Raw genomic sequence first — 25837 nt, 5'->3', positions numbered from 1 at the left:
AATAGTCGGATAGTCTTTAAGGGCCACATTGTCGCGCCTTGGGATGGAATAGTGCTCGCGTATGGCGGCAAAAAGCTCGGCCTGCTTGACGGTGTCAATGCCGAGGTCGGCTTCCATGTCCAGGTCCAGCTCCAGCATATCCTTCGGATAGCCGGTTTTCTCGGTGATCATGTTAAGAATTTCAGTTCGGACTGCGTCCTCGCTGAAATTGCCGGACGCCATAGGCTTTACGCCATATGCTTCTTTAGGAGTTTCCTTATGGCTTATAGCCTCAGGCGTATGGCCTACGGCTTCTCCATGGCTTACGGCTTCTGGCGTATGGCGTATGGAATAGTCGGATAGTCTTTAAGGGCCACATTGTCGCGCCTTGGGATGGAATAGTGCTCGCGTATGGCGGCAAAAAGCTCGGCCTGCTTGACGGTGTCAATGCCGAGGTCGGCTTCCATGTCCAGGTCCAGCTCCAGCATATCTTTCGGATAGCCGGTTTTCTCGGTGATCATGTGCAGAATTTCCGCTTTCACGGATTCTTCGCTGATACCTGAAGGCTGGGTGGCTGGGCGGCTGACAGATAAAGGAACCTGAACCGTCTGTGGCTTCGGTTCCGGTTGGGCTGCTGCCTTAACCACTAAACCCTCGCCTCTAGCCACTGCTTTTTTGTCTTTAATGCGCAGGGTATTGAATACCACTTCAAGCTCAGGCGCGGTGTCGCCTGAAATCTCGCTTAGCCAGCGCCGGTGAAGGTCATTATCTTCGATCCGGGCCTCCCCAACTTTATAAGTGCGCTGTGTGAAGGACATAGCCATGTGGGAGCCGAAACCGGCCGCGAAACGCAGGGCATATTCCAGGTCGTATTTTCCGCCTTTGGAAAGATTTATGCCGGAGAGTTCCGGATCCGGTTCCTTGTAATTGGCGATAGGCGGGACAATGCCGGTGTTGAGAGCTCTTATGGCCACGGCGTCCTCAAGGCTGGCCCCCATGGTGTGGCCGGTAAAGCCTTTTACATTGCTTACCACCACTTTGTCGGCGGCGGAGCCGAAAGCCTGTTTAAGGGCCTTCACTTCGGCGGACGCGCTGCCGCCCCTGGCCGGGGTGTAGGTTTCATGCGACATGAAGAGCGTTTTCGCGGCTATCTGGTTCTTGTCCAGGCCGTAGAGACGCTCAATTTTGGCCACGAATTTTTCCATGATGGAAGCCACATGGCTGGTGTCAAGCCGGGTTACGTGGAAGGCGCTGTTGGCGCTCTCGGAAAGCAGCAGGCGCGCAAGCGGCTTCATGCCGCGCGCGCGTACCAGGGTTTCGTCTTCAATTACAAGCGCCACCGCGGCAGAACCCACTATCAGGCCGTGGCGCCGCTTATCGAAGGGGAGCGCGGCTTCGGCGATATTTTCCTTTGTGGTCGCGGTGCCTGAAGCCAGAAAGCCGGGCAGGCTCCACTCGTTCACGATTTCATTTGTTATGTCGTCGGCGGCTATTATCACTATGCGCTTCGCTTTGCCGGCGCGTATCCACGACTCGGCTATGTGCACCGCCTGGGTGGTGCTTGCGCAGGCCGCGCTGATGTGCGTGGACGGGCCTTTAGCCCCTACCCATTGTGCGAACTGGCTGTCGCCTATCGGTATTACTTTAAGCAGAAAGTTCTGGCTGAAGGCGTAGGCGTCCTTTTTCTCCCCCGTGTGATGCGGCTTAAAATTCTGCTGCATCCATTGCCTGAGGGATTGCTTGTCTTCCTTGCTGCTCAGCCTGGAAATTATGGAGTCATAAACTTCCCACATATCGGCGGGGGATTTTCCGGCGTACCTGTCCATGAAGTAGGAGGATACTTCATTGATAAGCGATTCCATTACAGGGAAAGCGGACGCGAATATAACGCCCGTTTCCGACGCCAGAGGTTCAGGCAACGCCCATTTCTCAGGCAGCCAGCCGCCTGTGGTGGTTTTTTTGTAATAGTGGATAAGAGGCAGCCCCGCGTCTTTAAGCGCAAGCACTCCCGCGCCAAGGGCCATTTTGAAAGTGCTATCCATGGCCTTGGCTATGTTTTTGGGCACGCCGAATTCTTTTTCCAGATCAAAAACGCCTTTTCTGGCGGAAAGTTTTATCGCCTCGTCGACAGAGTCTATTTTTTCTATTCTGTGGTTGCCGTCCGGGGATTTTACTATGCGTATAATATTTTTTTCAATCTGCTTCAAGCGCCATTCAGCCGGTATGGGTTCTATCATGTTGCGGCCTTCAAGGATTTCATCAAGATTATGTTCCCTGAAAAGCTTGTCCCAGGTGCCGGGCGTGCCGGCCGCAATGCCGGAGAAAGCGATGTCGTTCAAATTAATGCCCAGCGCCTCAATCCGGGAACTGAGGGCTGAAGGCTTAAGGCTTAAGGCTGAAGAACTGCCACCGACCTCTATTCGCTGTTCGCTATTCGCTGTTCGCTGCCCCTGAACCGCCCAGTTCTGGTAATACGGGTTGAAGAAATCCCCGCCCTTTACCGGCAGTTTCCCTCCCCAGTTTACCGGAATACCCAGCGCCGTCATGTTCGCCAGCAGGTCGTTGAATTCCGTTATACCGCCGCGCTTCGGATGGTTTGAGGAAAGTATGGTGACATCGGTTTTGTCTTTAAAGGTGGAGGTGGCAAACGCGCTGAGCACGCGCTTGGGGCCGCATTCTATGAAAGCGCGCACGCCGTCGGCGTACATCCGCTCAAGCTGTTTTATAAATTCCACCGGGCTCACCATCTGCTTGATCAGCATATCGTAAACGCCCTGGCTATCCGTGGGGAAGTAGTCCGCCGTCACATTCGAAAGTATCGGTATCGCGGAGGGCGATATCGGTATGCCTTCAAGGAACTTCCTGTACGGGCCCATGGCGGGCTCGATAATGGTTGAGTGGAAAGCGTGTGAAACAGCTATTTCCTGCGCCTGCACGCCAAGCGAAGTGAACAGCTCTATAGCCTGCTCAACGGACTCCTTCTGCCCCGCTATAACGGTCTGCAGCGGACAGTTTTTGTTGGCGCATATAACATAGCCTTTTATTTTCTTAAGTTCCTGTTCCACCTTCTCGTAGGGCCAGGCCACCGAGGCCATCTTGCCCGGATCTTTTACCTTCACTTTGGACATTTCTTTCGCGCGGCTGGTAACGGCGCGCAGGCCGTTTTCAAAGGTGAAAATGCCGGCGGCTGTGGCTGCGGCGTATTCCCCGAGGCTGTGGCCGATGGCCATGTCGGGCTTTATGCCGAATTGTCCTAAAAGGCGGAACATGGCGATGTCCGCCGTCATCATGGCGGGTTGCGTCAGTTGCGTCTGTTTTATCGAGGCTTCGCGTTTTTCCAGTTCTTCTTTTGATTCCCCCGGCTTTGACCAGAGCACTTCGGTAAGGCGCACGTCTATCATTTTCTGAAGAATGACGTCGGCTTCGTCGAAGGTGTCCTGCACTATTTTATATTTGCCGGCCAGATCCCTCATCATGTCCACATACTGCGAACCCTGTCCCGGGAAAAGGAATCCGGTTTTAGCGGTATTCTTTCCGGTCTTAAAGGTGTACACGCCTTTCAATTTAAAATTAAGCGGCGGGGTCGTCCAGGTCGCTTCTTTGGCGTTTTTCTCCAGAAAGGCTATTTTTTCCTTCAGGTCGGCGGGCGATTTGGCCACTATGGAAACGCCCCAGGCCTCGCGCGGTTTTTCCGCGAGGGGCTGCGCGGATTTTACCAGCGGGAACGCTTCGGGCCATTTTGAAACAACCGAGGCGGCAAACTCTTTCGCCTGATCTATCGCGCCTTTTTGCGAAGGTGCCGTGAAGATTACGGCCTCTCCCTGCAGGTTCGCGAACGGAATTTTCGGGTTTTCCCGTATTTCAACGGCGGAGCTTTCTTTTTCAGCCCCGGCTTTTATGCAGAGCTGATGGCCGGGACCGGTGTATTCTTCCATGGTCACATGGAAATTCGTGCCGCCGAAACCGAAAGAGGACACATCGGCCCTGCGCGTCCCCTGCTTTTTCCATTCCTCGGCTTTCGTAATTACCCTGAACAGGTTCTGGTCTATGCCGGGATTGGGGTTTACACAATTAATGGAGGGCGGAAGGATTTTATTATAAAGCGCCAGGGCCGTTTTTGCCACGCCTACAGCGCCAGCCGCCGCTTTCGCGTGGCCGATCTGGGATTTAATGGAAGTAAGGCCTATTTTCTTCGAACCGTCCATATGCGGCCCGAACACTTCCTTAAGCACCTGTACTTCGGCGGCGTCGCCCACCTTGGTGGCGGTGCCGTGCGCCTCGACCATGTCCACCTCTGCCGGGGAGTAGTCAACCTGGGAGAAAGCGTTTTCTATGGCCATGCGCTGGCCTTTGGGATTGGGCGCTGTTATGCCCTTGCCCTTTCCGTCGGAGGCTGCGCCTACTGAGTTTATCAAAGCGTATATCTTGTCCCCGTCGCGCACGGCGTCGGAGAGGCGTTTAAGAATGTATATGGAAACCGCCTCGGCCATCACGAAGCCGTTCGCCCTTTCGTCGAAGGTCCAGGAGCCGTCGGCGGAAAGCGCCCCTATCTTGCAGAATTTAACGAAAGCCGCCGGGGACATCATTTCATCCGCTCCCCCCGCCACCGCCATATCGAACTTGCCGGCTCGAAGGCCCAGCACGCAATAATCCAGCGCAGCCAGAGACGAGGCGCAGGCCGCGTCCAGGGTCATGCTCGGGCCGTTGAGGTTGAAAACATTGGCTATGCGCCCGGCCGTTACGTTCGACAGTTCTCCCGGCATGGTGTCTTCGGTTATTTTAAGGATATCCCTGTCTATGCCCGCTTCGTACTCGCTGATCATGGCTTCGCGCTTTTTACCGTCAAGGGCGGCGAAGGTAGCGGTTTTCTTAAGCAGGTCTTCGTTGTAGAACTTGTAAACGCGCAGATCCGTGAACTCTTTGCGCATGGCGCCCATGGCGTTGCCTATAACGGCCGCGGCTTTTCTGGGGTCGAAAGGCTTCTTATCGTAGCCGGAATCTTCAAGGGCCATTCTGGTGGCTTCTATGGTCATCTGCTGCAGGCGGGAGATCTGGTCGGCGGTCTGCGGCGGAATTTTGTACTTTATAGAGTTAAATTTGAAACCCTCGATAAAGCCGCCTATCTTTGAATAGGTCTTGTCCTGGGCTTTATGGTCTTCGCTGTAGTATAGCTTCCAGTCCCAGCGGTCGGCCGGCACTTCGCTCAGGCAGTTGCGGCCTTCAAGTACATTTTTCCAAAATTCATCTTTATTCATGGCTTTGGGCGCTATTATGCCCAAACCTATAATTGCTATCTTTTCATCGTTCATTTTAGTTTACCTCGTGTTTGTTGATTTTAAAACGGAACGCTGAAGGAATAAAATCGGTCAGCGACAAGTTAATGTCATAAACCCATTATATTAAAAAGCGGCGCATTAATCCATAAATTTAGACGCGCTTTTGAAAAATGATTTTGAAACGGCGGCAGGCTCAGGCTGCCCGCGGTCAAGGCGGAAGCACGCATTATGCCGGTCAGTTGTATATATAAACCCGTTATAAACACCCGAATTACTGAAAGCGCAACAGGTAAAGGACGCCTTTTTTTGAGGACAGGGGGGTGGTGTATTCGATCTTGTCTATGGTTTCAAAACGAGGGTCCTGGCTGAAAGACACAATGGCCTTGTAATTGTTCATCTTTTGCCATTCCCATTCGTCTATCATTTTAAGAGGTTTCATGGTTTTCAGGTAGGCCATGTTTTTATCATAGGTGAACCAGGCCTCATAGTCAAAGCCGTTTACAATTTCCTCCGGTTTGAGGCCGGCGCGGGGCCTTGCGGCCAGTTCCCACTTCGCTCCATTCCAGGAAAGGTAATCTTTCACCCCCGCCCAGCTTACCAGAGCCGCCAGCGCAAGCGTTACGGCCACTACGGGCGTAAAAAACTTAGAGTTGCCGCTTGCGGTTATGGCGGAGCCGCCGGGCAGCTTGACGGCGGAACGCCCTTTAGGTCCCGAGGCTGGCGACGGGAGCATCTTTTTAGCCGCTACAACGGCTGAAAGGGTGAACCAGGGCAGCATCGTCAGCAGGTACCGGTCAAAAAACTTCGCTCCGGCAAGCGAAATCGCCAGGTGGAAGGCGGCGCAGAAAAAGAGAAAGCGCAGCGCCGGGCTGGAAAAGCGCAGCGCAAAGCAGGAGGCGCATACAAGCAGCGACGCTGAAACGGCGGCCAGCCCCGTCATGGAAAACCAGAATATATCGCTTGAAAAAAAACCGGAGGGCTTGAAACCGGCGCCGGAAAGCGTCAGCGCTCCGAAGCCGCTCCGGTTTATGGTGTTTTCAAGGTAGGGAAGAGCGCCGTTAAAAGCTGTAAAAATGCCGAAGGCCGTCAGTGCGAGCCAGGGCCCTGACTTAAAGATCCAGCCCGCCTCTTTACGCAGTCCCTTTTGGGATTTGACCTGGAAATAATTTATAAAAAGGCCGGCGGCCATGGGCAGCAGCAGCAGGCCGGTCTCCATCATTACTGAAAACACGCGGTATAAGGAGTCTGAAATGAAAATCGAGGGGTTTGAAATGTGCTTGAGCGTTGACAGCAAAACATAGTTTTCAGAGGCCCACGTGGGGCCGTGAATATATTTAAACCACAGAAAGTAACCGGCCATGGCCGCCGCGGGCAGAACCCAGATCTTAAGCAGGCGGGAAATTTTAAGACGGCCTTCAAAAAGAAGCGCGGCGCTGAGCGCGAGCGGCATTGCCACGGCGAGCTGCCGTATGAGGAAGGCCGCGGCCGAAAAAAACGCCAGCCACAAAAGATGCCGCTCCCGCCCTGTTTTAAGGTAAAGAGCGCCGAAGTAGACCGCGAGCAGCATGAAAAAGAAGTAGGGCGTGTCCGTCATGAAAGAATTGGCCGACACCAGGTAAACAGGGTTAAGCGACAGGGCAAGCGCCGCCGCCAGTTTCTCGAACGGCCCTATGTCAAATTCGTCCAGCAGCTTTGAAAAAACAAACACGCCCGCCGCGGCGAACAATATGGTCTGCACCCTGAGCGCCGCGAAACTGAAGCCGAAAATTTTCGCGCAAAGGACGCCGGAAAGAATGTGAAGCAACTGGGTGGCGGACGCCCAGTCGCAAAGCATGAACCGGCCCTGTTCAATAAAATGTTTTACCCCGGCAGCGTAGGCCCAGTCGTCATTGAGCGGAAAATTATACGCCCAGGGCGACAGCGACAACGCTATGGCAAGGAACAAAACAGGCGCTATGTAATCGGATTTTCCGGGCATGGTAGTCTGGTGAGAATTATATTAAGGAAACGGCGCCAAAGCAAATGCGCATAATTGTATTTTTTTTCATTTTGTATTAAGATATATACGGAGGCGTGATGAAAATTAAATTTTGGGGCGCCAGGGGCAGCATCCCTGTGTGCGGAAAAAAATATTTAAAGTACGGCGGCAGCACCACCTGTCTTGAGTTGCGATCGCAAAAGGACGAGCTGATTATTGTGGATGCCGGTTCGGGCATACGTCTGCTGGGCAAAGAGCTGCTGAAAAACCCCCATAATGAATTTACCATGCTTTTTACCCATTCCCACTGGGACCATGTCATAGGTTTTCCCTTTTTCGCGCCGATTTACAGCAAAAAAACCAGAATACGGATATTGGGCTGTACTTTCTCCTCGGACGCCGTGCGGGAGATCATCGCTAAAACCATGCAGCCCCCCGGTTTCCCCGTTAAATTTGAGGAGATCGAGGCTAAATTTGAGTTTGATTCAGTGTTCGAGGCCGGCTGCGACCTGGGGAATATCAAGGTTATGCCGGTGGAATTGAGCCATCCCAATCGCGGCCTGGGCTATAGGTTCTTTGAGGGCGGACGCTCTTTCGTGTTCCTGACGGACAATGAACTGGGCTTTATTCATCCCGGCGGACTTGCTCCGCAAAATTACGCCGATTTCTGCCGCGGAGCTGATCTGTTGGTGCATGACGCCGATTATACGGACCAGGAATATCCGCGCAGGAAAACCTGGGGACATTCCACTTACCGCCAGGCCGTAGACCTGGCGCTGGCGGCCGGCGTTTCGGTTCTGGGGCTTTTTCATCATAACCAGGATCGCAGCGATCCGGAAATAGACGCCGCCGTGGACGAATGTACTAAAATATTCAAAGCCAGCGGTTCAAAGACTAAATGCTTCGCCGTAAGGGAAGGGCAGGAGATAAAACTGTAGAGTAATTTTCTATGAAATTCAACATTTACACCGTTTGGCTGGACCCTGTGTTTTACGCCGCCGCGGCGGTTTTTGCGGCCTCGCTTTTTTTTCTCGTTTACTCCATAAGGCGCTATGTTGAATTGAAAAATTCAGACGCGTTTGACGAAGTCCCTGACGGGGAACCGTCGGCTGACTTGCCCGGGCCTGAGTCCGAGCCTGAAATCCCGTCCGCCCAACAGTCCGAGATCCCGGCCGGCTCCGCCTTAGGCGGACCGTCCGCGACCGAGGAACAGCCGGCCCCTTTGCCTGGCGCCGGACCTGACGCCCGCGGCGGCTCGGACGCCAACATGGCCGAAGCTTTCGTGAAAGGCATTTATGAGGGGCTTTCCAGCCTGGACGCGCGGCTTAAAAATATTGAAGCCTCTGTTTCAAAGGGCAAGGGCAACAACGATTTTACCGCCAAATTTTTGGAAGATATCCTCTCCGACCTGGAATCGCTGGACAAAGAAAAAATAAAGGCGAGAATAGAATACCTGCTGTCCGATATAAAAAAGTGAAAATAAGGATTTGCCTGCTTTGCGCCGCCGCGTTTTTATCCGGCCGCGCTTCGGTCTTTGGAGCTTTGCTGCCCGAAAAGTCTTTTGGAAACGATTCGCGCGGGCTTACCTCGGCGTCTTTCCTTAAAACCCCTCCCTCGGCGCGCTTTGAAGGGCTGGCCGGCGCCTGCCTTACGCAGAACGGTCCGCAGTCTTTTTTCTGCAATCCGGCGGGGCTCGCTTACGCGCCAAAAGGACTGGTTTCAGCCTCACTTGATTATGAAAGCCTGCTTGAAGGCTCTTACCGTACCGGAGCTTCTCTTGTAAGGGGTTCGCGATATGGCGCGTTCGCCGCGGGCGCGCTTTATAACAATTCTTCTCCGGGGATGGGAAAATATAACGCGATGGGAGATCCGCTTGGGGGATTTCCGGCCTATGATTCGGCTTTAGGCGCGGCTTTCGCGCACCGTTATGGCTTGACCGATTTCGGCTTTGGGGTTAAGTTTATTAAATCAAAATTGGCCGAGGCCTCCGCCGCTTCCGTGGCGTTTGACGCCGGTTTGATTTTCAGGGAGCAGGGGCGTGCCAAAACTGAATTTTCGCTTGCCGTCAGGAATGTCGGCGCCCCGCTGAGACTTGGTTCTGAACGGGCTCCTCTTCCGCTTGAGCTTGGCGGCGGCCTGAAACGGAAGTATACTCCTAATTTTGATATTTTGCTTGAGGGGCGCCTGCCGTGCGACCATTCACCCTACATGATAATAGCCGGCGAATGGTTTTTGGTTTTTACTCCGCCTTCCTCCTCAGCCGTCGGGAAGGAGCGGCAGGCCGGTGTCTCAGCCGCGGACAGCGCCAGAGGCCCGCGGCAGGCCGGTGTTTCCGGCCTTGTTGTGCGCGGCGGCGTGAATTTTAAAAATTATTCCGACCTCGGCGCTCTCGGGACTTTTGCCGGCGGTTTCGGCCTGAAACTGGGCGCTTTGGAATTCGATTACGCCTTTGTTCCTTACGGAGAGCTTGGCTCCACCCACAGGACTGAAATTTCCTGGCGATTTTCAGGAGTAAAAACGGCTAAGGCCGCCGATCAAAAACCGGTGTCCGAAAACGCCACTATTGTCGTGGCTCCTTTTGAAAACGGGACCGGCGTTACTGAGACTCAGGCGGAAGTGTTCAGGAATCTTTTTGAAGCCGAGCTTGTTCTTACGGACGCTTTTGAAATAATCGAACGCCAGAAACTTGACTTTATACTGGCTGAAAAAAAGATAGCCTACGCGGGGTTTTCCGAAGATTCCGCCGCCGGAGAACTTGGCCGCCTGGCCGGGGCCGAACTGGCCGTTTCAGGTATTGTCTCAAAGGAGGCTGAAAAATATCTGTTTACGGCAAAGGTAGTGGAAGTTTCAAGCGGCAAGATTTTGCGTTCGGCAAAGACTGGAGCGGATGAGGAATATTTTTTCAGGCAGGCTGCCAGAGAACTCGTTGCGGACCTTTTCAGCACAGGGGATACAGAAAGCGATCCTCAGTCGCGGCCGGCGCCATAGGCAGGGGAAACCGCCATGCGGTGTCACCTCAGCCGTTGGGAAGGGGTGCTGGAAATTCCCGACCCGTTGCCGCGGAGAATCCTGTGCTTTTTTGTTTCCCTGATTACAGTATAGGAATCTGTTCTGATTTCAGGATTCGGGTTATCCGCCTGAGCATTTCCGCGTGCAAAAAACCGTTGGTAGCCAGCGTTTGTGAGCCGTAGGCCGCAAGTTCCTTCCAGGGCCCGCCTGAAAAATCGCTCACCCGCCCGCCCGCCTCCTCCACCAAAAGTTTGCCCGCCGCCACGTCCCAGGACTTAAGGCCGAATTCCCAGTATCCGTCGGTGCGGCCCGCGGCGAGCCACGCCAGGTCAAGCGAGGCCGCTCCCATGCGCCGCACATCGTGAGAGAGCTTCATGAAGTCCGAAAAAAAAGAGCAGTAAAAATCGGCTTTCTCGGCCCGGTCATAGGCAAATCCGGTTGCCAGAAGGGCTTTTGAAAGGAAAGGAACTTTTGAAACAGCAAGGCGCCTGCCGTTAAGAAAAGCGCCGCCCCCGCGCCGGGCCGTAAACACCTCCCGCCTGAAAGGGTCGCAAACTCCGCCAACTAATATTTTGCCTCCGGCCGCAAGCGCTATGGAGACCGCGGCGGCGGGGAATCCGTGCGCGTAATTGGTGGTACCGTCAAGCGGATCAATAACCCAGATACGCCTGGCGGAAAGGTCCGGGGTTTCGTCTTCCTCGGCCAGGAAGCCGTCTTTGGGAAACGCGGAGCGTATTACCGCTTTCACTTTTTCCTGCGAAGCCAGGTCTGCTTCCGTAAGCAGGTTGGCCCGGCCTTTCAGACGATAGCCGACTTTGCCGAATTTAGCCGAAAGTATTTTGCCGCCTTCCGCCAGGGCTTTGTTAAGCACCGATAATTCTTTCATGGTTTTGTCCGCCCTTTTTTCAGGCTTATGGCGTATGGCCTATGGCGCGCTGTTTCCTGAGCGCCATGCGCGCGGCGGCCGTCTGGGCTGTGGTTTTCAGGACGGTGAAAACAAGCTTCACCGGCACGCGCTTTCTTGCCCTTTGTACGAGCCCCCTTCTGAAAAACTTGTTTTTTATAAGGCCGCCGGTCAGCACGACTTTAACTTTTTTGGCCCGGGAAGAGGTTTTCAGACTTTTGATAATCAGTCCGGCCAGACTGTTTTGGGCGCGCGATACCAGTTCGCGCTGCCAACCCGCTTTTTTCTCCGCCGCGGCGATCAGCGTTGCGGCATAAGCGGCGGTCTGGCCATGGCTCAGTCCTGTGGTAAGGGACTTGTTAAGCTTTTTCAGGTATTGCCTCCCCAGCCAGCGGCCTGAGCCGGGGTCGCCGCCCGCGGGGTTATGGCCGCCTGTTTTAATCAGCCTGGCCGCGCTATCCCTGTAAAATGCCACTGCGCCGGTGCCCGCTATCAGAAGCAGTCCCTCTTTTCCGCCGAAAGCGGCGAAATGGGCGGCCTCGGCGTCGGAGATGACATCCAGCAGGTTAAAGCGCCCGCTGGCGGCTTTAAACAAAAAATCTCTCTTCCATTTTTTTGAAAACGCCCCCCTGGTGGCTATTATAAGCGGCAGATCAGCTTTCAGTTTTAATTTTTTGAATTCCTTTTCAAGCCGCGCTGCGAGCCGGCCCAGTTCCGAGGTGGGAAAACGCGTTCCGCGCAGTTCAATTCCCCGTGAGTTAACGCAGGAAAGCCTTGTCCAGGTACCCCCTCTGTCAACACCTGCCGCCGCGGCTTCATCATCCGTCATCTTTTTCTTCCTCATCCGCTCTTCCAGCCTGACCTCCAGTCCCTATTTTCTGCTGTAAATTGACCGCGAGCCGGAATAAATGATAACATATAACTTCAGAAGCTTTGTAGCCGCCCTCTATGATAAAACAGTTGGACAGCGTGAGTTTTGCCTACCTGCTAAATCCGGAAAATGTGTTCTTCCTCAAAGACGAATTTTCAAGGGAAAGCGCCGTGGCTTTCCTGACTGAAAAAATTTATCCCCAGCTCGGAACCCTCATTACAGGCAAAATGCTTTCCCAGAAAGTGGCTGAGGTTGAAAGATTAAACCAAGTGCTTGAAACCGGGTTTTACATCCCGCATGCCAAATTCACTGAAATTGACAGGTTCTATATGGCGCTTGGCCTGCTGCCTGCCGGTTTTCAGGATAAAAGCTCAGGGCTCACGGTAAAAGCGGTCATGCTCCTGTTGTCCCCCAATAAACCGGCTTTTTTTCAGAAACACCTTAATATGCTTTCAAAGCTTTCCCGTATTTTCCAGCCCGCCTTCATTGAAACCCTGCTTGCAACCGGCTCACCCGAGGCGGTCTGCGACCTGCTTAAAAGCGCCGCTTAAATTAGTGAGCCTCGCAGAAATACTTTCCCGCCGTCAAAATATATATAATCACTGAAGAACAGAACTTTTATGGTCCCGAACAAATTTAAACAGGTTTTTGTGCTGAGCACCGCCATGCTCAGCTTTATTTCTTTCTGGAAGGCCGCTTCCATAGTGCTTTGCGATTTCGGCTCAAGCGCTTATTACGCCGGCGGCATAGCTTCGAAGGCCTTTGGCCCCGCTTTTCCCTGGTACATAATGGGCGTTATGTTGTTTGCCGGACTAATGCTCGGTGTTTACACCGAATCCTGCATTATGTTCGTGCGCGGCGGGGTTTATGTGGTGGTCAAAGAGGCGATGGGCAAGGTAATGGCCAAACTCTCGGTCTCGGCCCTTATTTTTGATTATCTGCTTACCGGGCCCATAAGTTCCGTTACCGCGGGACTTTACCTGGCCAGCCTGCTGGAAAATTTGATGCCGCTTGTAAATATCGGCTGGCAAATGCCTTCAAGAGCCTGCGCGATGCTTTTCGCGGTGCTGGTAACGGCTTATTTCTGGCGGGAAAATATCCGCGGCGTGGAAGAATCCGCCGATAACAATATCAAAATAATAGGTTTCGTAACAGTGGTCGCCGTAATTTTGATGGCCTGGGCGGGAACCACGCTTTATATCAGGGGTTTTTCTCTTCCGCCGCTGCGGCCTCAATTCAGCCCGGAGGCTCTGGGCTGGACCGTAAATTTCCCCTGGCTTAAGACTGCCGGGATTATCGGCATAATAATGGCTTTCGGCCATTCCATACTTGCTTTGAGCGGGATAGAGACTCTTGCCCAGGTTTACCGTGAAATTGAGGACCCGAAGGTTAAAAACCTGAAAAAAACGGTAAAGACAATTTTTATTTACAGCGTGCTTTTCACGGGAGTTCTTACCTTTGTCGCGGCCCTTATCATCCCTCCGGACCTGATAGCCGGAAAATACTCCGATAATCTGCTGAGCGGCCTTGCGTTCGAGCTTTCCGGCCCCTATTGGGCAAGGCTGGCTATGCAGTCCGCGGTGGTGCTCTCGGGCGCGCTTATACTTGTGGGCGCGGTCAACACCTCTTTCGTCGGCTCCAACGGCGTGCTGAACCGCGTGGCGGAGGACGGCATTCTGCACGACTGGTTCCGGCATCTGCACCATAAATACGGCACCACTCACCGCATAACGAATATAATCGCTATAACCCAGATCCTTATCATCCTTATTTCCGGAGGCGACATTTTTCTGCTTGGCGAGGCTTACGCTTTCGGCGTGCTTTGGAGCCTGACTTTCAACACGGCGTCCATGATAATCCTTCGCTTTAAAAAGAGCGACGAGAAGCGCGACTGGATGTTCCCGGGCAATATCAAAGTGGACAATGTTTATGTGCCCATCGGACTTACGGCGGTACTACTGGTATTGCTTGCCGCCACCGGCATGAACATGCTCACAAAAAAAATCGCCACCATCGGCGGTGTGCTTTTCACTGTGACATTTTTTACCATCTTCCATATTTCTGAAAAGCTGAATCAGAAAAAGGCTCAGCTTTATGCTCCGGACGAAGATGCCGAAGAAAAGTTGAATATGCGCTGTGAGGCCGATATTAACACCATTATTCCTGAACTCAAAAAGCCCCGGTGCGTGCTGATCCCGGCCAGAAACCCCAACAATCTTCTGCATTTAAAAACCGTGCTTGAAACAGTGGACGACGCAACCACGGACATAATAGTGTTGAGCGCAAAGATCGCGCGCGGCATCGCAACCGGCCAGGAGACCATGGGCGAGGACGATAAAGAACTTTTCCGCGCCGTGGTGCTTATGGCCGAAAAATACGGCAAGACCGTAAAGCCGTTCTTTATGTTTTCAAATGATCCGTTCTACTCTATAGCCCATATAGCCCAGGCCGCGGGGGTGGACGAAATAGTAATGGGCGTGTCAGGCTCTTTCGGAGCCGAGACGCAGCTTGAAAAACTGGCTATGGCCTGGGGTATGCTTAAGAGATCAGAGGGCGCCTCTAAAACCGTTACCGCCAGGGTTATCTGGGAAGGGCGGCAGATGAGTTATCAGCTGTCATAGGACAGGGGTTAGCGAATAGTGAATAGGGGTTAGGGAAGGAGTTCCTTATCCTATCCTCTCGCCCCTAGCCCCTGTTCTTATACCCCTAGCCCCTGGAGTTCTTTTATGCCTATACGACGAATCTGCAAATACGGCGAAAAAATACTTGAAAAGAAAACGCATAAAGTTGACTTCGCCAAATTGAAAGGCGGGCTTCCCTCTTTGCTCTCGGACATGTTTGAAACCATGGACGCGGTAAAAGGTCTGGGACTGGCCGCCAACCAGATAGGCCTTGATCTGCGTCTTGCGGTGGTAAAGATAAAAAAAGAGGGAAATGCGGACTTGAATATCGTTCTTATTAATCCTGAAATGGTGGAAAGCTCCGGGTCCATGTATGAGGAGGAGGGCTGTCTTTCTTTTCCCTGCCTTTTTGTCCGGGTCAAACGATTTTCAAAGGTTAAGATCAGGGCGCTTAATGAAAAGGGCCTGCCGATAGAAATAAACGCGGAGGGGCTTTTTGCGCGGGCCCTCCAGCATGAACTGGACCACCTGGACGGCATTGTTTTTATAAGCCGCCTGTCGCTTGCCTCACGGCTGAAGTTAAAGCCGGCGCTCTTCAGGTTAAAGAAGCAATGGAAAAAGATAGACGAAAGCAAGCTAAACGGCAGGGGCGAGAGGCCAGGGGATAGGGTGGAAAAATAAGGAACTCCTCCCCTAACCGCTAACCGCCAGCCCTTAGCCCCTAACTATGTCCAAACTTCAAATCGTCTTCCTGGGCACCCCCGACATCGCCTGCGGCTTTCTGAAAGATATTTCAGCGGCGGGGCATGATGTTTTAGGCGTTATTTCCCAGCCTGACAGAGCCAAAGGCCGCGGCCTTAAAATTTGCTGCCCGCCGGTTAAAGGCACTGCGGACCGGCTTTGCCTTAAAACTTACCAACCCGGCTCGGACGCGGAGCTTAAAGAGACGCTTGAACTCCTGAAGCCCGATCTGTGCGTGGTGGTGGCTTACGGCCGTCTTATAAAAGAGGATGCGCTGCGAGCGGCGCGTCTTGGCTTTTTAAATGTCCATTTCTCGCTGTTGCCGAAATACAGGGGAGCCGCGCCGGTGCAGTGGACGCTCATCAACGGCGAAACCCGGACAGGGGTCACTATTTTCTGGCTGGATTCGGGGCTTGACACGGGCCCGGTCTGCGCCGCAAGAGAGATCCCGATAGATCCGCGCGATAACGCCCAAAGTCTTTTTGCCAGACTTGAAGTTGAGGGCTCAGGGCTGCTTTTAGGCGCGCTTGAAAATATCGCCGGGGGAGAAATGATAAAAAAACCGCAGACGGGCTTGCCGTCTTACGCCCCCCTCCTTACTCCGGAACATTCCTGGCTTGATTTTTCTCTTAGCGCCCAGACAAATTATGACAGGATAAGGGGCCTTGCCTGCGGGCCCAGGGCCAGGTTTTTTGCCGCCGCCGGCTCAAAACGCATTATGGTACAGGTGCTCAAAGCGGAGCTGGCTCCCGAACCGCCAGCTATACCCGCGAACGCCGCAAGCGGCTGCGTTTCCGCGATTGAAAGGGGAAAGGGTTTTTTTATAAAATGTAGCGACTCAAGCTTGTTTATTGAAGAGGTTCAGCCGGAGGGAAAAAAGCCCCAAAAAGCTTCTGATTTTCTAAACGGTCTAAGACTTAAGCCCGGGGACGCCATAGCGCTGCCGGCGCCGGGCCGCTGACAGCATGGGACGACAGTTGTTTACCGTATTGTTCAGGAATTACTGCTCGGGAGGTTTAACGAGCGACTGAACGAAGTGAAGATAGCGAGTGAACACAAGGAGGGCAGCGCCCTTCCTTGTGGGAGCACCGCCCGCCACCGTAAAAAGGGCGGCGTTAATCGCCCCGAACGCTGTGCAGTGCGGGCGGGGTGCGACAAGAAGGAGAACTAAGTGGTATTAAAAGATTCTGTTGCCAAGCTCTCTCCTGAAGACACTAAAGAGCGTCTGATAAGCGCCGGTTTCGTCGCCAGGGTGGGAGGCGTCGGGCTCGTGCTTTTTTTGCTCACCTATTTTCTTTTTTCCTGGACCATGGAAACTGTTATCCACAACAGGAAGGAAGTGATAGTGCCCGATATCGGCGGAAAATCGGCGTCGAACGCCCTGCAGCTGCTCAGCGAGAACAATCTGGCCATGAAGATAGCCGGTTACGAATTCAATGACTCCGTGCCCATAAGCACGGTTTTGCGCCAGGTCCCCTCTTCGGGCGCCACGGTGCGGGAGGGCAAGATCGTAAAAGTCGTTTTCAGCCAGGGCGGAGAATCCGTTTTTGTTCCCACGCTTATAGGCCTGCCGCTCAGGAACGCCGAGCTTCTGCTGCGCCAGCGCTCTCTGCTTCTTGGCGAGACTCCCGAGTCGTATTCCTTGAAAGCGGAAAAGGGTATTGTGCTTTCCCAGGACCCAAAATCGGATTCCAGCGTTACTAAGAATACCATGGTGCAGGTGGTGGTATCGGCGGGCCCTCCGCCCGCCGGCATAATTATTATGCCGGATTTCAGACAGAAAAAAACCGAAGACGCTTATCAGTGGTCGGCTGAAACCAAAATCACTTTTGACATAGTGGAGGATGGCAGTTCATTTTTCCCTTCAGGCACGATCGTGGACCAGCTTCCCGCTCCCGATACCGTGGTTTCCGCGGATTCAAAAGTTACGCTTACCGTGAGCGCGAAAAAAGGCCAGGGTTCCGGAGCCGGCGAGTTCCGGGTGCATTACGAGGTTTCACAAAGCGGTTCGCAGCGTCACATCCGCATTGTGGCGCTCGGCCACAGCGGAGAGCGGGAAATTTTTAACGGCCTGCGGGATCCAGGCTCAAAAATTGACCTTGTCGTGCCCTTGACCGGCGCGGAAAAAATCAGGATTTTTGTGAACGGAATTCTGGTGGAAGAGCGCCCCGTAAAATGACAACAAAACCCGTGTTCCCCCGCCCTTGCGGGGAAATATCTCTGGTGCCTTCGGTGCTGTCAGCCGATTTCTCCCGTTTGGAGAAATGTCTGCAAAAAATAGAAGCCGCGGCAGACTGGGTGCAGGTGGACGTAATGGACGGACATTTCGTGCCCAACCTGAGTTTCGGACCTGACGTGGCATGGGCGGTGGCCCGATCCACCAGCCTTGGCGTGGACGCGCATTTAATGGTGGAGCGTCCCCTTGAATTTATTGACGCTTTTGCCGCCGCCGGCGCCCGGCTGATCACGGTTCATGCCGAGGCCGAAGACAGTCTGCTTTGCCTTAAGCGGGTGCATAGCATGGGGCTGGCGGCCGGGGTGGCGTTGCGGCCTAAAACGCCTTTTAAGCGGGCCGCCGCCTTTCTTGAGGCGGCGGATCTGATCCTTATCATGACGGTGGAGCCGGGTTTCGGCGGCCAAAGCTTCCTCTCCGCCATGCTTAATAAAATTTCGGAGGCCCGGCGGGCCATAAAAACCTCCGGGCGCAAAATATGGCTGCAGGTTGACGGCGGGATTAACGCCCGCACCGCGAAACTCGCGGTTAAAGCGGGGGCGGACTCCCTTGTAATGGGCAGCGCCGTGTTCGGTGCGCGTGACCCGGCTGGTTTTTTAAAGGGTTTGCGTTTTGAATTCAGCAGGGGGTGTACATGCAAAAAAAAGTTTTAATAGTGGAGGACGAAGACCTTATAGCCAAGGTGCTTTCAATAAGACTTGAAAACAGTGGCTATAAGGTGCTTATCGCCTACGACGGTGAAGACGGCCTGGAACAGGCAAAAAAAGAAAAACCCGACCTTATGCTTGTGGATATCGGTCTGCCGCGCATAGACGGGAATACCCTTTGCGAACTTATAAAGAACGACGCCGCCACAAAGGGTATAAAAATAATCGTGCTTACCGGCAAAAGACTGGTTGGAGATATGGAAACCGCCTTTTCCGCCGGCGCCGATATCTATGTGAACAAGCCTTATGACTGGACCCGCCTGCTGGCTCATATAAAATCCCTGATAGGGTAGCGCTGCAACCGGCGAATATAATATAATGTACTAAACGCTCTTACGGCGGCTTTAAGGCTGCCGGAGCGATTGTGCCGTTTTTTTGCGTGAGTAAGAAGGAGGAAAAGTATGGCGGTAGTTTTAAGGCTTCAAAGGATAGGAAAAAGAACTCAGCCCCATTACAGGATGGTAGCCATAGAAAAAACCCGCGGGCCGCACGGCGAGCCCATAGAAGTTATCGGCCATTATAATCCCAAAGCCGGCAAGGATGCACAGAAAGTCACCGTCAATATTGAAAAATACGAGGGTTGGATTAAGAACGGAGCCAAGGCTTCCGACACCGTAGGCTCGCTGTTTTTAAAGGCTAAAAAGGCCGCGAAAGCTGTTCCAGTTGCAGAGCCAAAATAAGCCCGCGCGATTCCCTTCGTTAATGAGGGCGGGTACCCCTTAAAAAGGGTTCAATGAGCGGGCCGCCAAAGGCGGCAGTGACTTTGGCCTGTCGCGGGCCTCTGGCGATGTCCGCGGCTGAGCGAGCGACGAAGTGGAGTTTAGCTCTACCCTTTCCGAACGACTGAGGGGACACCGCATGGCGGTTTCCCCTCGTAGAGCACCGGCCGGCACCTTATAAGGCCGCGGCGGCTAATCCGCCCCGAACGCTGTGCAGTGCGGGCGGGGCGCGACAATGGAGGATCCCATGAAAGAAGCTTTGATGTATATCGTTAATGCTCTTGTAACCGAGCCCCAGGCCGTAAAAATAGCTTCCTCGGAAGACGGCAATATCCTGCGTTTCAGACTATCCGTTTCCTCGGCCGACAGGGGCAAGCTGATAGGCAAAGAAGGCCGTGTAATAAAGTCGGTAAGAACGCTTTTACAGGCCGTCGCCGCCGCGCAGAATAAAAAAGTTTTCGTGGATGTGGTTTAAAAGGCCTTACGCTATACGCCGTAAGCCATAAGCCATAAGCTCCATAAGGAACACCTTGAAGCCTATGGCTTAAGGCATACGGCATATGGCGGGTTCTTATGAAAGTTGATGTTATTACTTTATTCCCGCACAGCGTCGACGAAGCTCTGTCGGAAAGTATCGTCGGCCGGGCGCGCGGGGAAGGATTCCTTAAACTTTCTTTTTTAAACCCCAGGGATTTTTCAGGCGACCGCCGCGGTACCGTAGATGACAAGCCTTATGGCGGCGGCACGGGCATGGTAATGCTGGCGGAACCAGTCTACAAGGCGCTGAAAAAAGTGAAAAAGAAGGGTTCCTTCACGGTTCTGCTGACCCCGAAGGGCAGGCCGTTCACGCAAAAGCTGGCCTTGCGCCTGGCAAAAAAGAAGAACCTGATCTTTATCTGCGGCCATTACGAAGGCACCGACGAGAGGATTTCTCCCCTGGCCGACCTTGAGCTTTCCGTGGGCGATTATGTGCTTACGGGCGGCGAACCGGCGGTCTCAGTGGTTATAGACGCCGTTACGCGCCTTATTCCAGGGGTCCTCAAGAAAGCCGAAGCCACGGTGAAAGAGACTTTTACCGATTCACTTTTGGAGGCTCCGCATTACACCCGCCCCGCTCTCTGGCGCGGAAAAAAAGTGCCGGCGGTCCTTTTGTGCGGAAATCACGCTTTAATAGAAGACTGGCGCAGGACGAAAGCTTTGGAACTTACAAAAAAACACCGGCCGGATTTAATAAAAAAAGCCAAACTGGAGGAAGTATGAAGGACATTCAAGCGCATCTCGGACTGAAGAAAGAAAAATTCAATTTCAGGACGGGCGATACCGTAAAAGTGCACACCAAGGTCGTGGAGGGTGAAAGCGAAAGGATACAGGTTTTTGACGGCGTAGTCATTTCAAGGCGCGGCAGCGGCATAGCCGAAACCATCACCGTAAGAAAAATTTCTTACGGCGTCGGGGTGGAGCGCATTTTCCCCATCAATTCTCCCAGAATTGACAAAATTGAAGTGGTTAAGGCCGGCAAAGTAAGACGTTCAAAAATTTATTACCTAAGGGAACTGGCGGGCAAATCCGCGCGGTTGGAAGAGAACATTCAGAAAGAAACCGCCACAGAGCTGCCATCCGCGGCAACCGAGGCTCCAGCCGCGGTACCCGCGGTTACGGCCCAGGCTCCGGTTCCCTCTGACACCAAAATCTAAAACAGGGGATAGGGGCTGGAGAATAGGGTAGAGAGTGCAGAAATAAAGAATTCCTTCCCTAATCCAATCCCCTGGACTCTAGCCGCTCACCCCTGAGGTCGGGATATTGGAAAAAACAATTGTGCCGCTTTCCACTTTTGACCTTTCCCTGATAGCGAAAGAAAAACCGGACTTCCTCGTGGGCGTTGACGAGGCCGGGCGGGGCCCTTTGGCGGGCCCGGTTGTCGCCTGCGCCGCCCACATCCCCCCCCTGATCTTCCCTCTCGTTTCCCCCTTTATTAATGACAGTAAAAAATTGACGCCCACGAAAAGGGAAGCGGCTTTTTCGGCCATGCTTCAGGCAGGTGTAAGTTTTGGTTTCGGCTGGGCAGCGCCGGAGGAAATAGACCGCTGCAATATTCTGGAAGCTACGTTCAACGCCATGGGGGCGGCGGTTAAAAGGCTTGCCCGTACCCTCGGGGCGCAACTACCAGAGGCAAACTCTTTCCGGCCCCTTCCGCTATTCGCCGGCCTGCCCCGCCCTTTTGGCCCCCAAGTCGGGACCAATACCCGCAAGGCGGTCTCTCAAGCGGAACCTCGCGTTCCAAAAGGGCGGGGCTTGTTTGTTTTGGTGGATGGTCCTCATAAAATAAAACGCCTTGCCGTGAATCAGAAGCCCGTGATATGCGGGGACTCCCATTCGCTATGCGTTGCCGCCGCGAGCATTTTTGCCAAGGTTCTGCGTGACCGCTGGATGGCGCGCCTTGAAGCGCAATATCCGGGTTACGGTTTTGCGGCGCACAAGGGCTACGGCACGGCCGCGCATCTTGCCGCCTTGCGCGCTTTAGGCCCGTCTCCCGTTCATCGCTTTAGTTTCGCGCCTGTAAAAGAAGCCGCTCTCTCCAGGAACGCGATATGAACGACCGCGGCAAAATGTACGAAGACCAGGCCGCTGTCTTTCTTGAACGGGCGGGGCTGAAACTTATACGGCGCAACTGGAGCGCCCCCACCGGCGAAATAGACATTATAGCTTCCGAAAAGGACACTTTGGTTTTTGTGGAAGTGCGCGGGCGCTCAAACACCGGTTTTGGCTCACCCGCCGAAACGGTAACAAAGTCAAAGCAGGTCCGTATCATTAAAACGGCTCTCGGCTACCTTAAAGCCAAAGCGCTTAAGCCCGAGAGCGTGCGTTTTGATGTGGTGGCTATCATTCCCGGCAGCGAACCGGAACATATTCGCGGCGCTTTTGACGCCGGCAAATACTGGTATTAACGCAGGGGCTAGCGTATAGCGGTTAGAGGTTAGGTAAGAAGTTCCTTATTCTGTGCCCTATACGCTAACCCCTAACCCCTGCAGTTTGCCAAGGAAACTACTTATGAACACTCCTGACAGCGCTTTTCAAACAGTTACCGCCGCGGCCGCCTGGCTTAAAGCCAGAACAAGGGGCCGAAAACCATCTATCGCAATAATAGCCGGCAGCGGCCTTGCCGATGCCTTACCCGGACTTGAACAGAAGCTGATTATTCCCTACGAAAGAATACCGGGTTTCCCCCGCACAACGGTAAAAGGCCACAAGGGAGAGCTCGTTTTCGGGCGCCTGGGTTCCAAAGAAGTGGTTATCATGCGCGGTCGTTTCCATTATTACGAAGGCCGGCCGCTTAATTTCATAGCATTCCCGATACGGGTGCTGGGAACTTTGGGAGTAAAAAAACTTATCCTGACCGCCGCGGTCGGCTCGCTGAAACCTTCCATCAGGCCCGGAGATCTGTTGTTGCTGACGGATCATATTAACCTCATGGGCTCAAATCCTCTCATGGGTAATTACAACTCTTCTTTCGGCGAAATGTTCCCGGATATGAATGAGCCTTACGACGCGCTCCTGCGCGGCGCGGCGCTCGCGGCCGCAAAAAAACTCAGGATGCCGTTAAAAACCGGGGTTTACGCGGCCGTAACCGGCCCGTCTTACGAAACCCCCGCCGAGGTCAGGGTTTACCGTCTTCTTGGCGGGGATGTGGCCGGTATGTCGGTGGTGCCTGAAAATATAGCCGCCCGCCAGCTCAAAATGCGGGTGCTTGGCCTGTGCTGGATCTCAAATTTCACCAGCGGTATTTCAAAAACGATTCTATCCCATGACGAGGTGCTTGAACTCGGCGCCGCCGTCTCAGTGAAGATAAAAGCCCTGCTTGAAGCGGTAATCGGCTCAAAAACCTTTTAGGAGAATGTTAAATGAGAATGCTCGATTTGCTGCTGAAAAAACGCTCCGGTCTTGAACTTTCAGGCCCGGAGCTTGAATTTATAGCTTCCGGCGCGGCTTCCGGCGCCATACCGGATTATCAGCTTTCCGCCTGGCTCATGGCTGTGTTTTTTAACGGCCTTACCAAAAAGGAAACCGCCGCCTTTACAAGGGCCATGGCCATGTCCGGCGCGCGGCTTAACCTTAAAAGCGTTAAAGGCGCCAAGGTGGATAAACATTCCACCGGCGGGGTGGGCGACGGCGTGTCGCTGGCGCTCGCGCCGGTAGTCGCCGCCTGCGGCGTGGTGGTGCCCATGATGAGCGGCAGGGGCCTTGGCCACACAGGCGGCACGCTTGACAAACTTGAGTCCGTGAAAGGCTTTAAGGTGCGGCTTACGCCCGCGCGCGTGGTTAGCCAGCTTAAAGCCACCGGGCTCTCCATGTTCGGACAGACGGAGGAGCTGGCCCCAAGCGACAAGAAACTTTACGCGCTTCGGGACGCTTCGTGCACGGTGGAATCGCTTCCGCTTATAGTGGCAAGCATACTTTCAAAAAAATACGCCGAAGATATCACCGGGCTCGTGATGGACGTAAAATACGGTTCCGGAGCTTTCCTGAAAGATTTTAAAAAAAGCAGGGAACTAGCGGTCGCTTTAATGGAGACCGCGAAACTTCTTGGCATACGCTGCGTGGCGCTTCTGACAGCCATGGACGAACCGCTGGGACTCGCCGTGGGGAACGCAATTGAACTGGAGCAGTCCGTGCGTATACTCCAGGGCGAAAAGGGCCCCGCGGATTTTACGCGGGTGCTTGAAGCCCTTTCCGGCTGGATGATCTACCTCGGCGCGAAAGCCCGCACTCCCGAAGAGGGAGAGGAAAAGGCCCGGCGCGCCATAACCTCCGGCGCCGCGCTTGCAAAGCTGCGCTTATTGTTTAAATGGCAGGGCGGCGACGCGCGGGTGGCCGATAACCCGGGGCGTTTCCTGCCCAGGGCCGGACTTTCGCGCGAAATAAAAGCCGGCCGGGGCGGGTATCTTACAAAGCTGGATTCAAGGACCGTCGGGCACGCGAGCGTGATGCTTGGCGCCGGCCGGGGACGCGCCGAAGACGCGGTGGATTTCGGCGCGGGCATTCTGCTTTCAAAAAAACTCGGCGATAAAGTCAAACCCGGCGAGGTTCTGGCCAGGCTTTACGCCTCCGACGCCAAAAAACTTTCCGAGGGCGCCGCAATGTTCGAGAGCGCGCTTGAATACGGCGCACGGCCCCCTAAAAAAGAGCCGCTGATAAGAGAGATAATAAAATAACGGCAGAGGATAGGGGTGAGCGTATAGGGTTGAGGGTAGAGTATAAAGAACTCCTTCCCTTACCTCTGAACTCTAACCGCTGACCCCTTTCTTCCAGGAGCTTTCGATGAATAAAAATATCCACATTTCAAAACATCCGCTTGTGCTGGATAAAATAGCCCGCTTGCGGGATAAGAACACCTCCGCAGCCGATTTCAGGCGGCTTACGGGCGAAACCGGACTGCTTCTGGCCCACGACGCGCTTTTAAACGCGAAAGTAAAAAGCGTGAGCGTGCGCACCCCGATCGGAGTGGCGTCGGCGCGGGTGCTTTCCCACGACATAGTTTTTGTGGCTATTTTAAGAGCGGGGCTGGGTATGATTGACGGGGTAACCAAGCTATATCCGGAAGCGAAACTCGCGCACATAGGCATTTACCGCGACGAGGAAACGCTGAAGCCTGTTAAATACTATGTCCGTCTTCCCAGGATAACAAAAAACAGCCTGGTGGTGGTGCTGGATCCCATGCTTGCCACGGGAGGCTCCGCCGTGGAAGCTGTGGAGATACTTAAATCCAGGGGCGCTGAAAAGATTTGTTTTATCGGCCTTATAGCGGCGAAAGAAGGATTGCGCCGGCTCTCGTCAGCTTATCCCGGCCTGCCGATCTATGTGGGCACGGTGGACGCAATGCTGAACGAAAACGGCTACATAGTTCCGGGCCTCGGCGACGCCGGGGACAGGATGTTCGGAACGAACTAGCGAATAGTAAATAGCGAAAAGCGAATAGTGTTAAGGATTTTTCCTTTCACTATTCGCTTTTCGCTATTATTTGCCGGTGTTGAAATGCGGATTGGCTATCTTTGAAAGGGCTGCGTGGTCCAGTATTTTTATGGATTTGGTTTCCCGTTTTATCCAATTCTTTTTTTCAAACTCAGCCAGTATCCGGACCACTGTTTCCAGAGCCAGGCCGGTTATTTCGGCTATTTCCGTGCGCTTAAGGCCGTAGATGGCGGGAGCGGCGGTATCCTTGCTTTTGAATGAAACCGCTTTAAGCAGGGTTTTTGCCACCTTGCCTTTGGCAGGCTGGTAGGCGGTGTCGTTCAATTTTTTCTGCAGGCCATGAGTTTCTTCGGCCAGCTTCCGCAAAAAAAGCCTGTAGGTCTTCGGGTTGGAGGCCAGAAAATTATCCATGGCTTTCTCGCTGAAAAAAGAAAGGATGGTGTCGCCCATCGCCCTGGCGTTGCAGGAATACGGATTGCCTGAGAAAAAAGCTATGTGGCCGAAAAGCTCCCCCGGGTGGCGTATCCAGTTTATCATCTGCTGGCCCCTGGCGTCGGTTGAAAACACTTTGGCCCGGCCTTTGCAAACCACGAAAAACCCGGCGGGTTTCTGGGCCGCTCCGTAAATTTCCTCGCCGTCTTTCAGATGTCGGGCGGCTTTCATGGCGTTCCAGAGTTTTGCGGCCTCAGGTTCAAGCTTGCTGGCGAAACAGGCGGAAAGAAAGCCGCAATCCGCGCAATTCGTTATTTGTTTTTTTGCTGTATTTTCCATATTCCCCCAAAACAATAATAACCCACTGAAATGATATTATACAAATTTTCCAGAAACTGTC

25 protein-coding genes are annotated in these 25837 nt (G+C 53.6%); 19 read left to right on the top strand and 6 right to left on the bottom strand.

Translation table 11 applies throughout. The features are described 5' to 3' along the window. The 3 genes from NTX59_03205 to NTX59_03195 form a co-directional block, all read right to left on the bottom strand. Positions 1-222 (bottom strand): phosphopantetheine-binding protein (locus tag NTX59_03205; GenBank protein ID MCX5784675.1); only part of this gene is annotated, 222 nt, incomplete at its 3' end. A gap of 80 nt (positions 223-302) precedes the next feature. Beyond that, positions 303-5288, bottom strand: coding sequence for a beta-ketoacyl synthase N-terminal-like domain-containing protein (locus NTX59_03200; protein MCX5784674.1), 4986 nt, complete (start codon positions 5286-5288; stop codon positions 303-305). Positions 5289-5526: 238 nt separating this feature from the next. After that, positions 5527-7233 (bottom strand): glycosyltransferase family 39 protein, encoded by a 1707-nt coding sequence (locus NTX59_03195; GenBank protein ID MCX5784673.1) that lies wholly within the window; start codon positions 7231-7233, stop codon positions 5527-5529. Positions 7234-7331: 98 nt separating this feature from the next. Here NTX59_03195 and NTX59_03190 point away from each other — a divergent pair, with 98 nt between their 5' ends. From NTX59_03190 to NTX59_03180, 3 genes are read left to right on the top strand one after another with little or no spacing between them, the layout of a single operon-like run. Next, positions 7332-8171 (top strand): MBL fold metallo-hydrolase, encoded by an 840-nt coding sequence (locus NTX59_03190; GenBank protein MCX5784672.1) that lies wholly within the window; start codon positions 7332-7334, stop codon positions 8169-8171. Positions 8172-8182: 11 nt separating this feature from the next. Next, the gene (locus NTX59_03185) at positions 8183-8710 is read left to right on the top strand and encodes a hypothetical protein (protein MCX5784671.1); all 528 of its coding nucleotides are present in this window, start codon (positions 8183-8185) and stop codon (positions 8708-8710) included. Next, complete coding sequence (locus NTX59_03180; GenBank protein ID MCX5784670.1) at positions 8707-10221, top strand: hypothetical protein; 1515 nt, start codon at positions 8707-8709, stop codon at positions 10219-10221. The genes NTX59_03185 and NTX59_03180 overlap by 4 nt, the downstream gene beginning before the upstream one ends. Before the next feature lie 103 nt (positions 10222-10324). Here NTX59_03180 and NTX59_03175 read toward each other — a convergent pair whose 3' ends face one another. Together NTX59_03175 and NTX59_03170 are read right to left on the bottom strand one after the other, a co-directional pair. After that, the gene (locus tag NTX59_03175) at positions 10325-11128 is read right to left on the bottom strand and encodes an inositol monophosphatase family protein (protein ID MCX5784669.1); all 804 of its coding nucleotides are present in this window, start codon (positions 11126-11128) and stop codon (positions 10325-10327) included. A 25-nt stretch (positions 11129-11153) separates the two neighbouring features. Then, positions 11154-11990 (bottom strand): hypothetical protein, encoded by an 837-nt coding sequence (locus NTX59_03170; GenBank protein ID MCX5784668.1) that lies wholly within the window; start codon positions 11988-11990, stop codon positions 11154-11156. A 104-nt stretch (positions 11991-12094) separates the two neighbouring features. Here NTX59_03170 and NTX59_03165 point away from each other — a divergent pair, with 104 nt between their 5' ends. The 16 genes from NTX59_03165 to upp all read left to right on the top strand — a co-directional run bounded on the left by NTX59_03165 (position 12095) and on the right by upp (position 24984). Beyond that, positions 12095-12568, top strand: a complete 474-nt coding sequence (locus NTX59_03165; protein ID MCX5784667.1) for a PTS sugar transporter subunit IIA — start codon at positions 12095-12097, stop codon at positions 12566-12568. 69 nt (positions 12569-12637) lie between these two features. Beyond that, complete coding sequence (locus NTX59_03160; protein ID MCX5784666.1) at positions 12638-14638, top strand: APC family permease; 2001 nt, start codon at positions 12638-12640, stop codon at positions 14636-14638. Between the two features lie 105 nt (positions 14639-14743). Beyond that, a complete protein-coding gene (gene def / locus NTX59_03155) occupies positions 14744-15319 on the top strand; it encodes a peptide deformylase (GenBank protein MCX5784665.1) in 576 nt (191 codons plus the stop codon). Between the two features lie 46 nt (positions 15320-15365). After that, positions 15366-16340: a methionyl-tRNA formyltransferase gene (gene fmt / locus NTX59_03150; GenBank protein MCX5784664.1), complete on the top strand. Its 975-nt coding sequence runs from the start codon at positions 15366-15368 to the stop codon at positions 16338-16340. A gap of 210 nt (positions 16341-16550) precedes the next feature. Continuing rightward, positions 16551-17558, top strand: a complete 1008-nt coding sequence (locus NTX59_03145; protein MCX5784663.1) for a PASTA domain-containing protein — start codon at positions 16551-16553, stop codon at positions 17556-17558. Continuing rightward, a complete protein-coding gene (rpe, locus tag NTX59_03140; protein ID MCX5784662.1) occupies positions 17555-18265 on the top strand; it encodes a ribulose-phosphate 3-epimerase in 711 nt (236 codons plus the stop codon). The genes NTX59_03145 and rpe overlap by 4 nt, the downstream gene beginning before the upstream one ends. Beyond that, positions 18247-18612, top strand: a complete 366-nt coding sequence (locus tag NTX59_03135; GenBank protein ID MCX5784661.1) for a response regulator — start codon at positions 18247-18249, stop codon at positions 18610-18612. The genes rpe and NTX59_03135 overlap by 19 nt, the downstream gene beginning before the upstream one ends. 108 nt (positions 18613-18720) lie before the next feature. Continuing rightward, positions 18721-18999 (top strand): 30S ribosomal protein S16, encoded by a 279-nt coding sequence (rpsP, locus tag NTX59_03130; protein MCX5784660.1) that lies wholly within the window; start codon positions 18721-18723, stop codon positions 18997-18999. 286 nt (positions 19000-19285) lie between these two features. Continuing rightward, positions 19286-19513: a KH domain-containing protein gene (locus tag NTX59_03125; protein MCX5784659.1), complete on the top strand. Its 228-nt coding sequence runs from the start codon at positions 19286-19288 to the stop codon at positions 19511-19513. 98 nt (positions 19514-19611) lie between these two features. Beyond that, positions 19612-20298, top strand: coding sequence for a tRNA (guanosine(37)-N1)-methyltransferase TrmD (trmD, locus tag NTX59_03120; protein ID MCX5784658.1), 687 nt, complete (start codon positions 19612-19614; stop codon positions 20296-20298). Next, positions 20295-20732, top strand: a complete 438-nt coding sequence (gene rplS, locus NTX59_03115) for a 50S ribosomal protein L19 (protein ID MCX5784657.1) — start codon at positions 20295-20297, stop codon at positions 20730-20732. The genes trmD and rplS overlap by 4 nt, the downstream gene beginning before the upstream one ends. 106 nt (positions 20733-20838) lie before the next feature. Next, on the top strand, positions 20839-21630 hold the full coding sequence (locus NTX59_03110; GenBank protein MCX5784656.1) for a ribonuclease HII: 792 nt from the start codon (positions 20839-20841) through the stop codon (positions 21628-21630). Beyond that, on the top strand, positions 21627-21983 hold the full coding sequence (locus NTX59_03105) for a YraN family protein (protein MCX5784655.1): 357 nt from the start codon (positions 21627-21629) through the stop codon (positions 21981-21983). Before NTX59_03110 ends, NTX59_03105 begins: the two co-directional genes overlap by 4 nt. Positions 21984-22086: 103 nt before the next feature. Then, entirely contained in the window at positions 22087-22926 is an 840-nt protein-coding gene (locus NTX59_03100; protein ID MCX5784654.1) for a purine-nucleoside phosphorylase, read from the top strand. Between the two features lie 11 nt (positions 22927-22937). Further along, on the top strand, positions 22938-24248 hold the full coding sequence (locus NTX59_03095) for a thymidine phosphorylase (protein MCX5784653.1): 1311 nt from the start codon (positions 22938-22940) through the stop codon (positions 24246-24248). 106 nt (positions 24249-24354) lie between these two features. After that, positions 24355-24984 carry a uracil phosphoribosyltransferase gene (gene upp / locus NTX59_03090; protein ID MCX5784652.1) on the top strand — a complete coding sequence of 210 codons (630 nt, stop codon included), beginning with the start codon at positions 24355-24357 and terminating at the stop codon, positions 24982-24984. Positions 24985-25050: 66 nt separating this feature from the next. Here upp and NTX59_03085 read toward each other — a convergent pair whose 3' ends face one another. Beyond that, positions 25051-25776, bottom strand: coding sequence for a Crp/Fnr family transcriptional regulator (locus NTX59_03085; GenBank protein ID MCX5784651.1), 726 nt, complete (start codon positions 25774-25776; stop codon positions 25051-25053). Between the last annotated feature and the right edge of the window lie 61 nt (positions 25777-25837).

It is taken from the genome of Elusimicrobiota bacterium, from assembly GCA_026388155.1.
In the GTDB taxonomy this organism is placed as follows: domain Bacteria; phylum Elusimicrobiota; class Elusimicrobia; order Elusimicrobiales; family UBA9959; genus UBA9634.
This window is presented reverse-complemented; position numbering and strand designations above follow the sequence as displayed.

Excerpts from the sequence above, each read along its gene's own strand:
- NTX59_03200 (MCX5784674.1), bottom strand. The coding sequence starts at position 5,288 with ATGAACGATGAAAAGATAGCAATTATAGGTTTGGGCATAATAGCGCCC.
- NTX59_03195 (MCX5784673.1), bottom strand. The coding sequence starts at position 7,233 with ATGCCCGGAAAATCCGATTACATAGCGCCTGTTTTGTTCCTTGCCATA.
- NTX59_03190 (MCX5784672.1), top strand. The coding sequence starts at position 7,332 with ATGAAAATTAAATTTTGGGGCGCCAGGGGCAGCATCCCTGTGTGCGGA.
- NTX59_03185 (MCX5784671.1), top strand. The coding sequence starts at position 8,183 with ATGAAATTCAACATTTACACCGTTTGGCTGGACCCTGTGTTTTACGCC.
- NTX59_03175 (MCX5784669.1), bottom strand. The coding sequence starts at position 11,128 with ATGAAAGAATTATCGGTGCTTAACAAAGCCCTGGCGGAAGGCGGCAAA.
- NTX59_03170 (MCX5784668.1), bottom strand. The coding sequence starts at position 11,990 with ATGAGGAAGAAAAAGATGACGGATGATGAAGCCGCGGCGGCAGGTGTT.
- NTX59_03165 (MCX5784667.1), top strand. The coding sequence starts at position 12,095 with ATGATAAAACAGTTGGACAGCGTGAGTTTTGCCTACCTGCTAAATCCG.
- NTX59_03160 (MCX5784666.1), top strand. The coding sequence starts at position 12,638 with ATGGTCCCGAACAAATTTAAACAGGTTTTTGTGCTGAGCACCGCCATG.
- def (MCX5784665.1), top strand. The coding sequence starts at position 14,744 with ATGCCTATACGACGAATCTGCAAATACGGCGAAAAAATACTTGAAAAG.
- fmt (MCX5784664.1), top strand. The coding sequence starts at position 15,366 with ATGTCCAAACTTCAAATCGTCTTCCTGGGCACCCCCGACATCGCCTGC.
- rpe (MCX5784662.1), top strand. The coding sequence starts at position 17,555 with ATGACAACAAAACCCGTGTTCCCCCGCCCTTGCGGGGAAATATCTCTG.
- NTX59_03135 (MCX5784661.1), top strand. The coding sequence starts at position 18,247 with ATGCAAAAAAAAGTTTTAATAGTGGAGGACGAAGACCTTATAGCCAAG.
- rpsP (MCX5784660.1), top strand. The coding sequence starts at position 18,721 with ATGGCGGTAGTTTTAAGGCTTCAAAGGATAGGAAAAAGAACTCAGCCC.
- NTX59_03125 (MCX5784659.1), top strand. The coding sequence starts at position 19,286 with ATGAAAGAAGCTTTGATGTATATCGTTAATGCTCTTGTAACCGAGCCC.
- trmD (MCX5784658.1), top strand. The coding sequence starts at position 19,612 with ATGAAAGTTGATGTTATTACTTTATTCCCGCACAGCGTCGACGAAGCT.
- rplS (MCX5784657.1), top strand. The coding sequence starts at position 20,295 with ATGAAGGACATTCAAGCGCATCTCGGACTGAAGAAAGAAAAATTCAAT.
- NTX59_03105 (MCX5784655.1), top strand. The coding sequence starts at position 21,627 with ATGAACGACCGCGGCAAAATGTACGAAGACCAGGCCGCTGTCTTTCTT.
- NTX59_03100 (MCX5784654.1), top strand. The coding sequence starts at position 22,087 with ATGAACACTCCTGACAGCGCTTTTCAAACAGTTACCGCCGCGGCCGCC.
- NTX59_03095 (MCX5784653.1), top strand. The coding sequence starts at position 22,938 with ATGAGAATGCTCGATTTGCTGCTGAAAAAACGCTCCGGTCTTGAACTT.
- upp (MCX5784652.1), top strand. The coding sequence starts at position 24,355 with ATGAATAAAAATATCCACATTTCAAAACATCCGCTTGTGCTGGATAAA.
- NTX59_03085 (MCX5784651.1), bottom strand. The coding sequence starts at position 25,776 with ATGGAAAATACAGCAAAAAAACAAATAACGAATTGCGCGGATTGCGGC.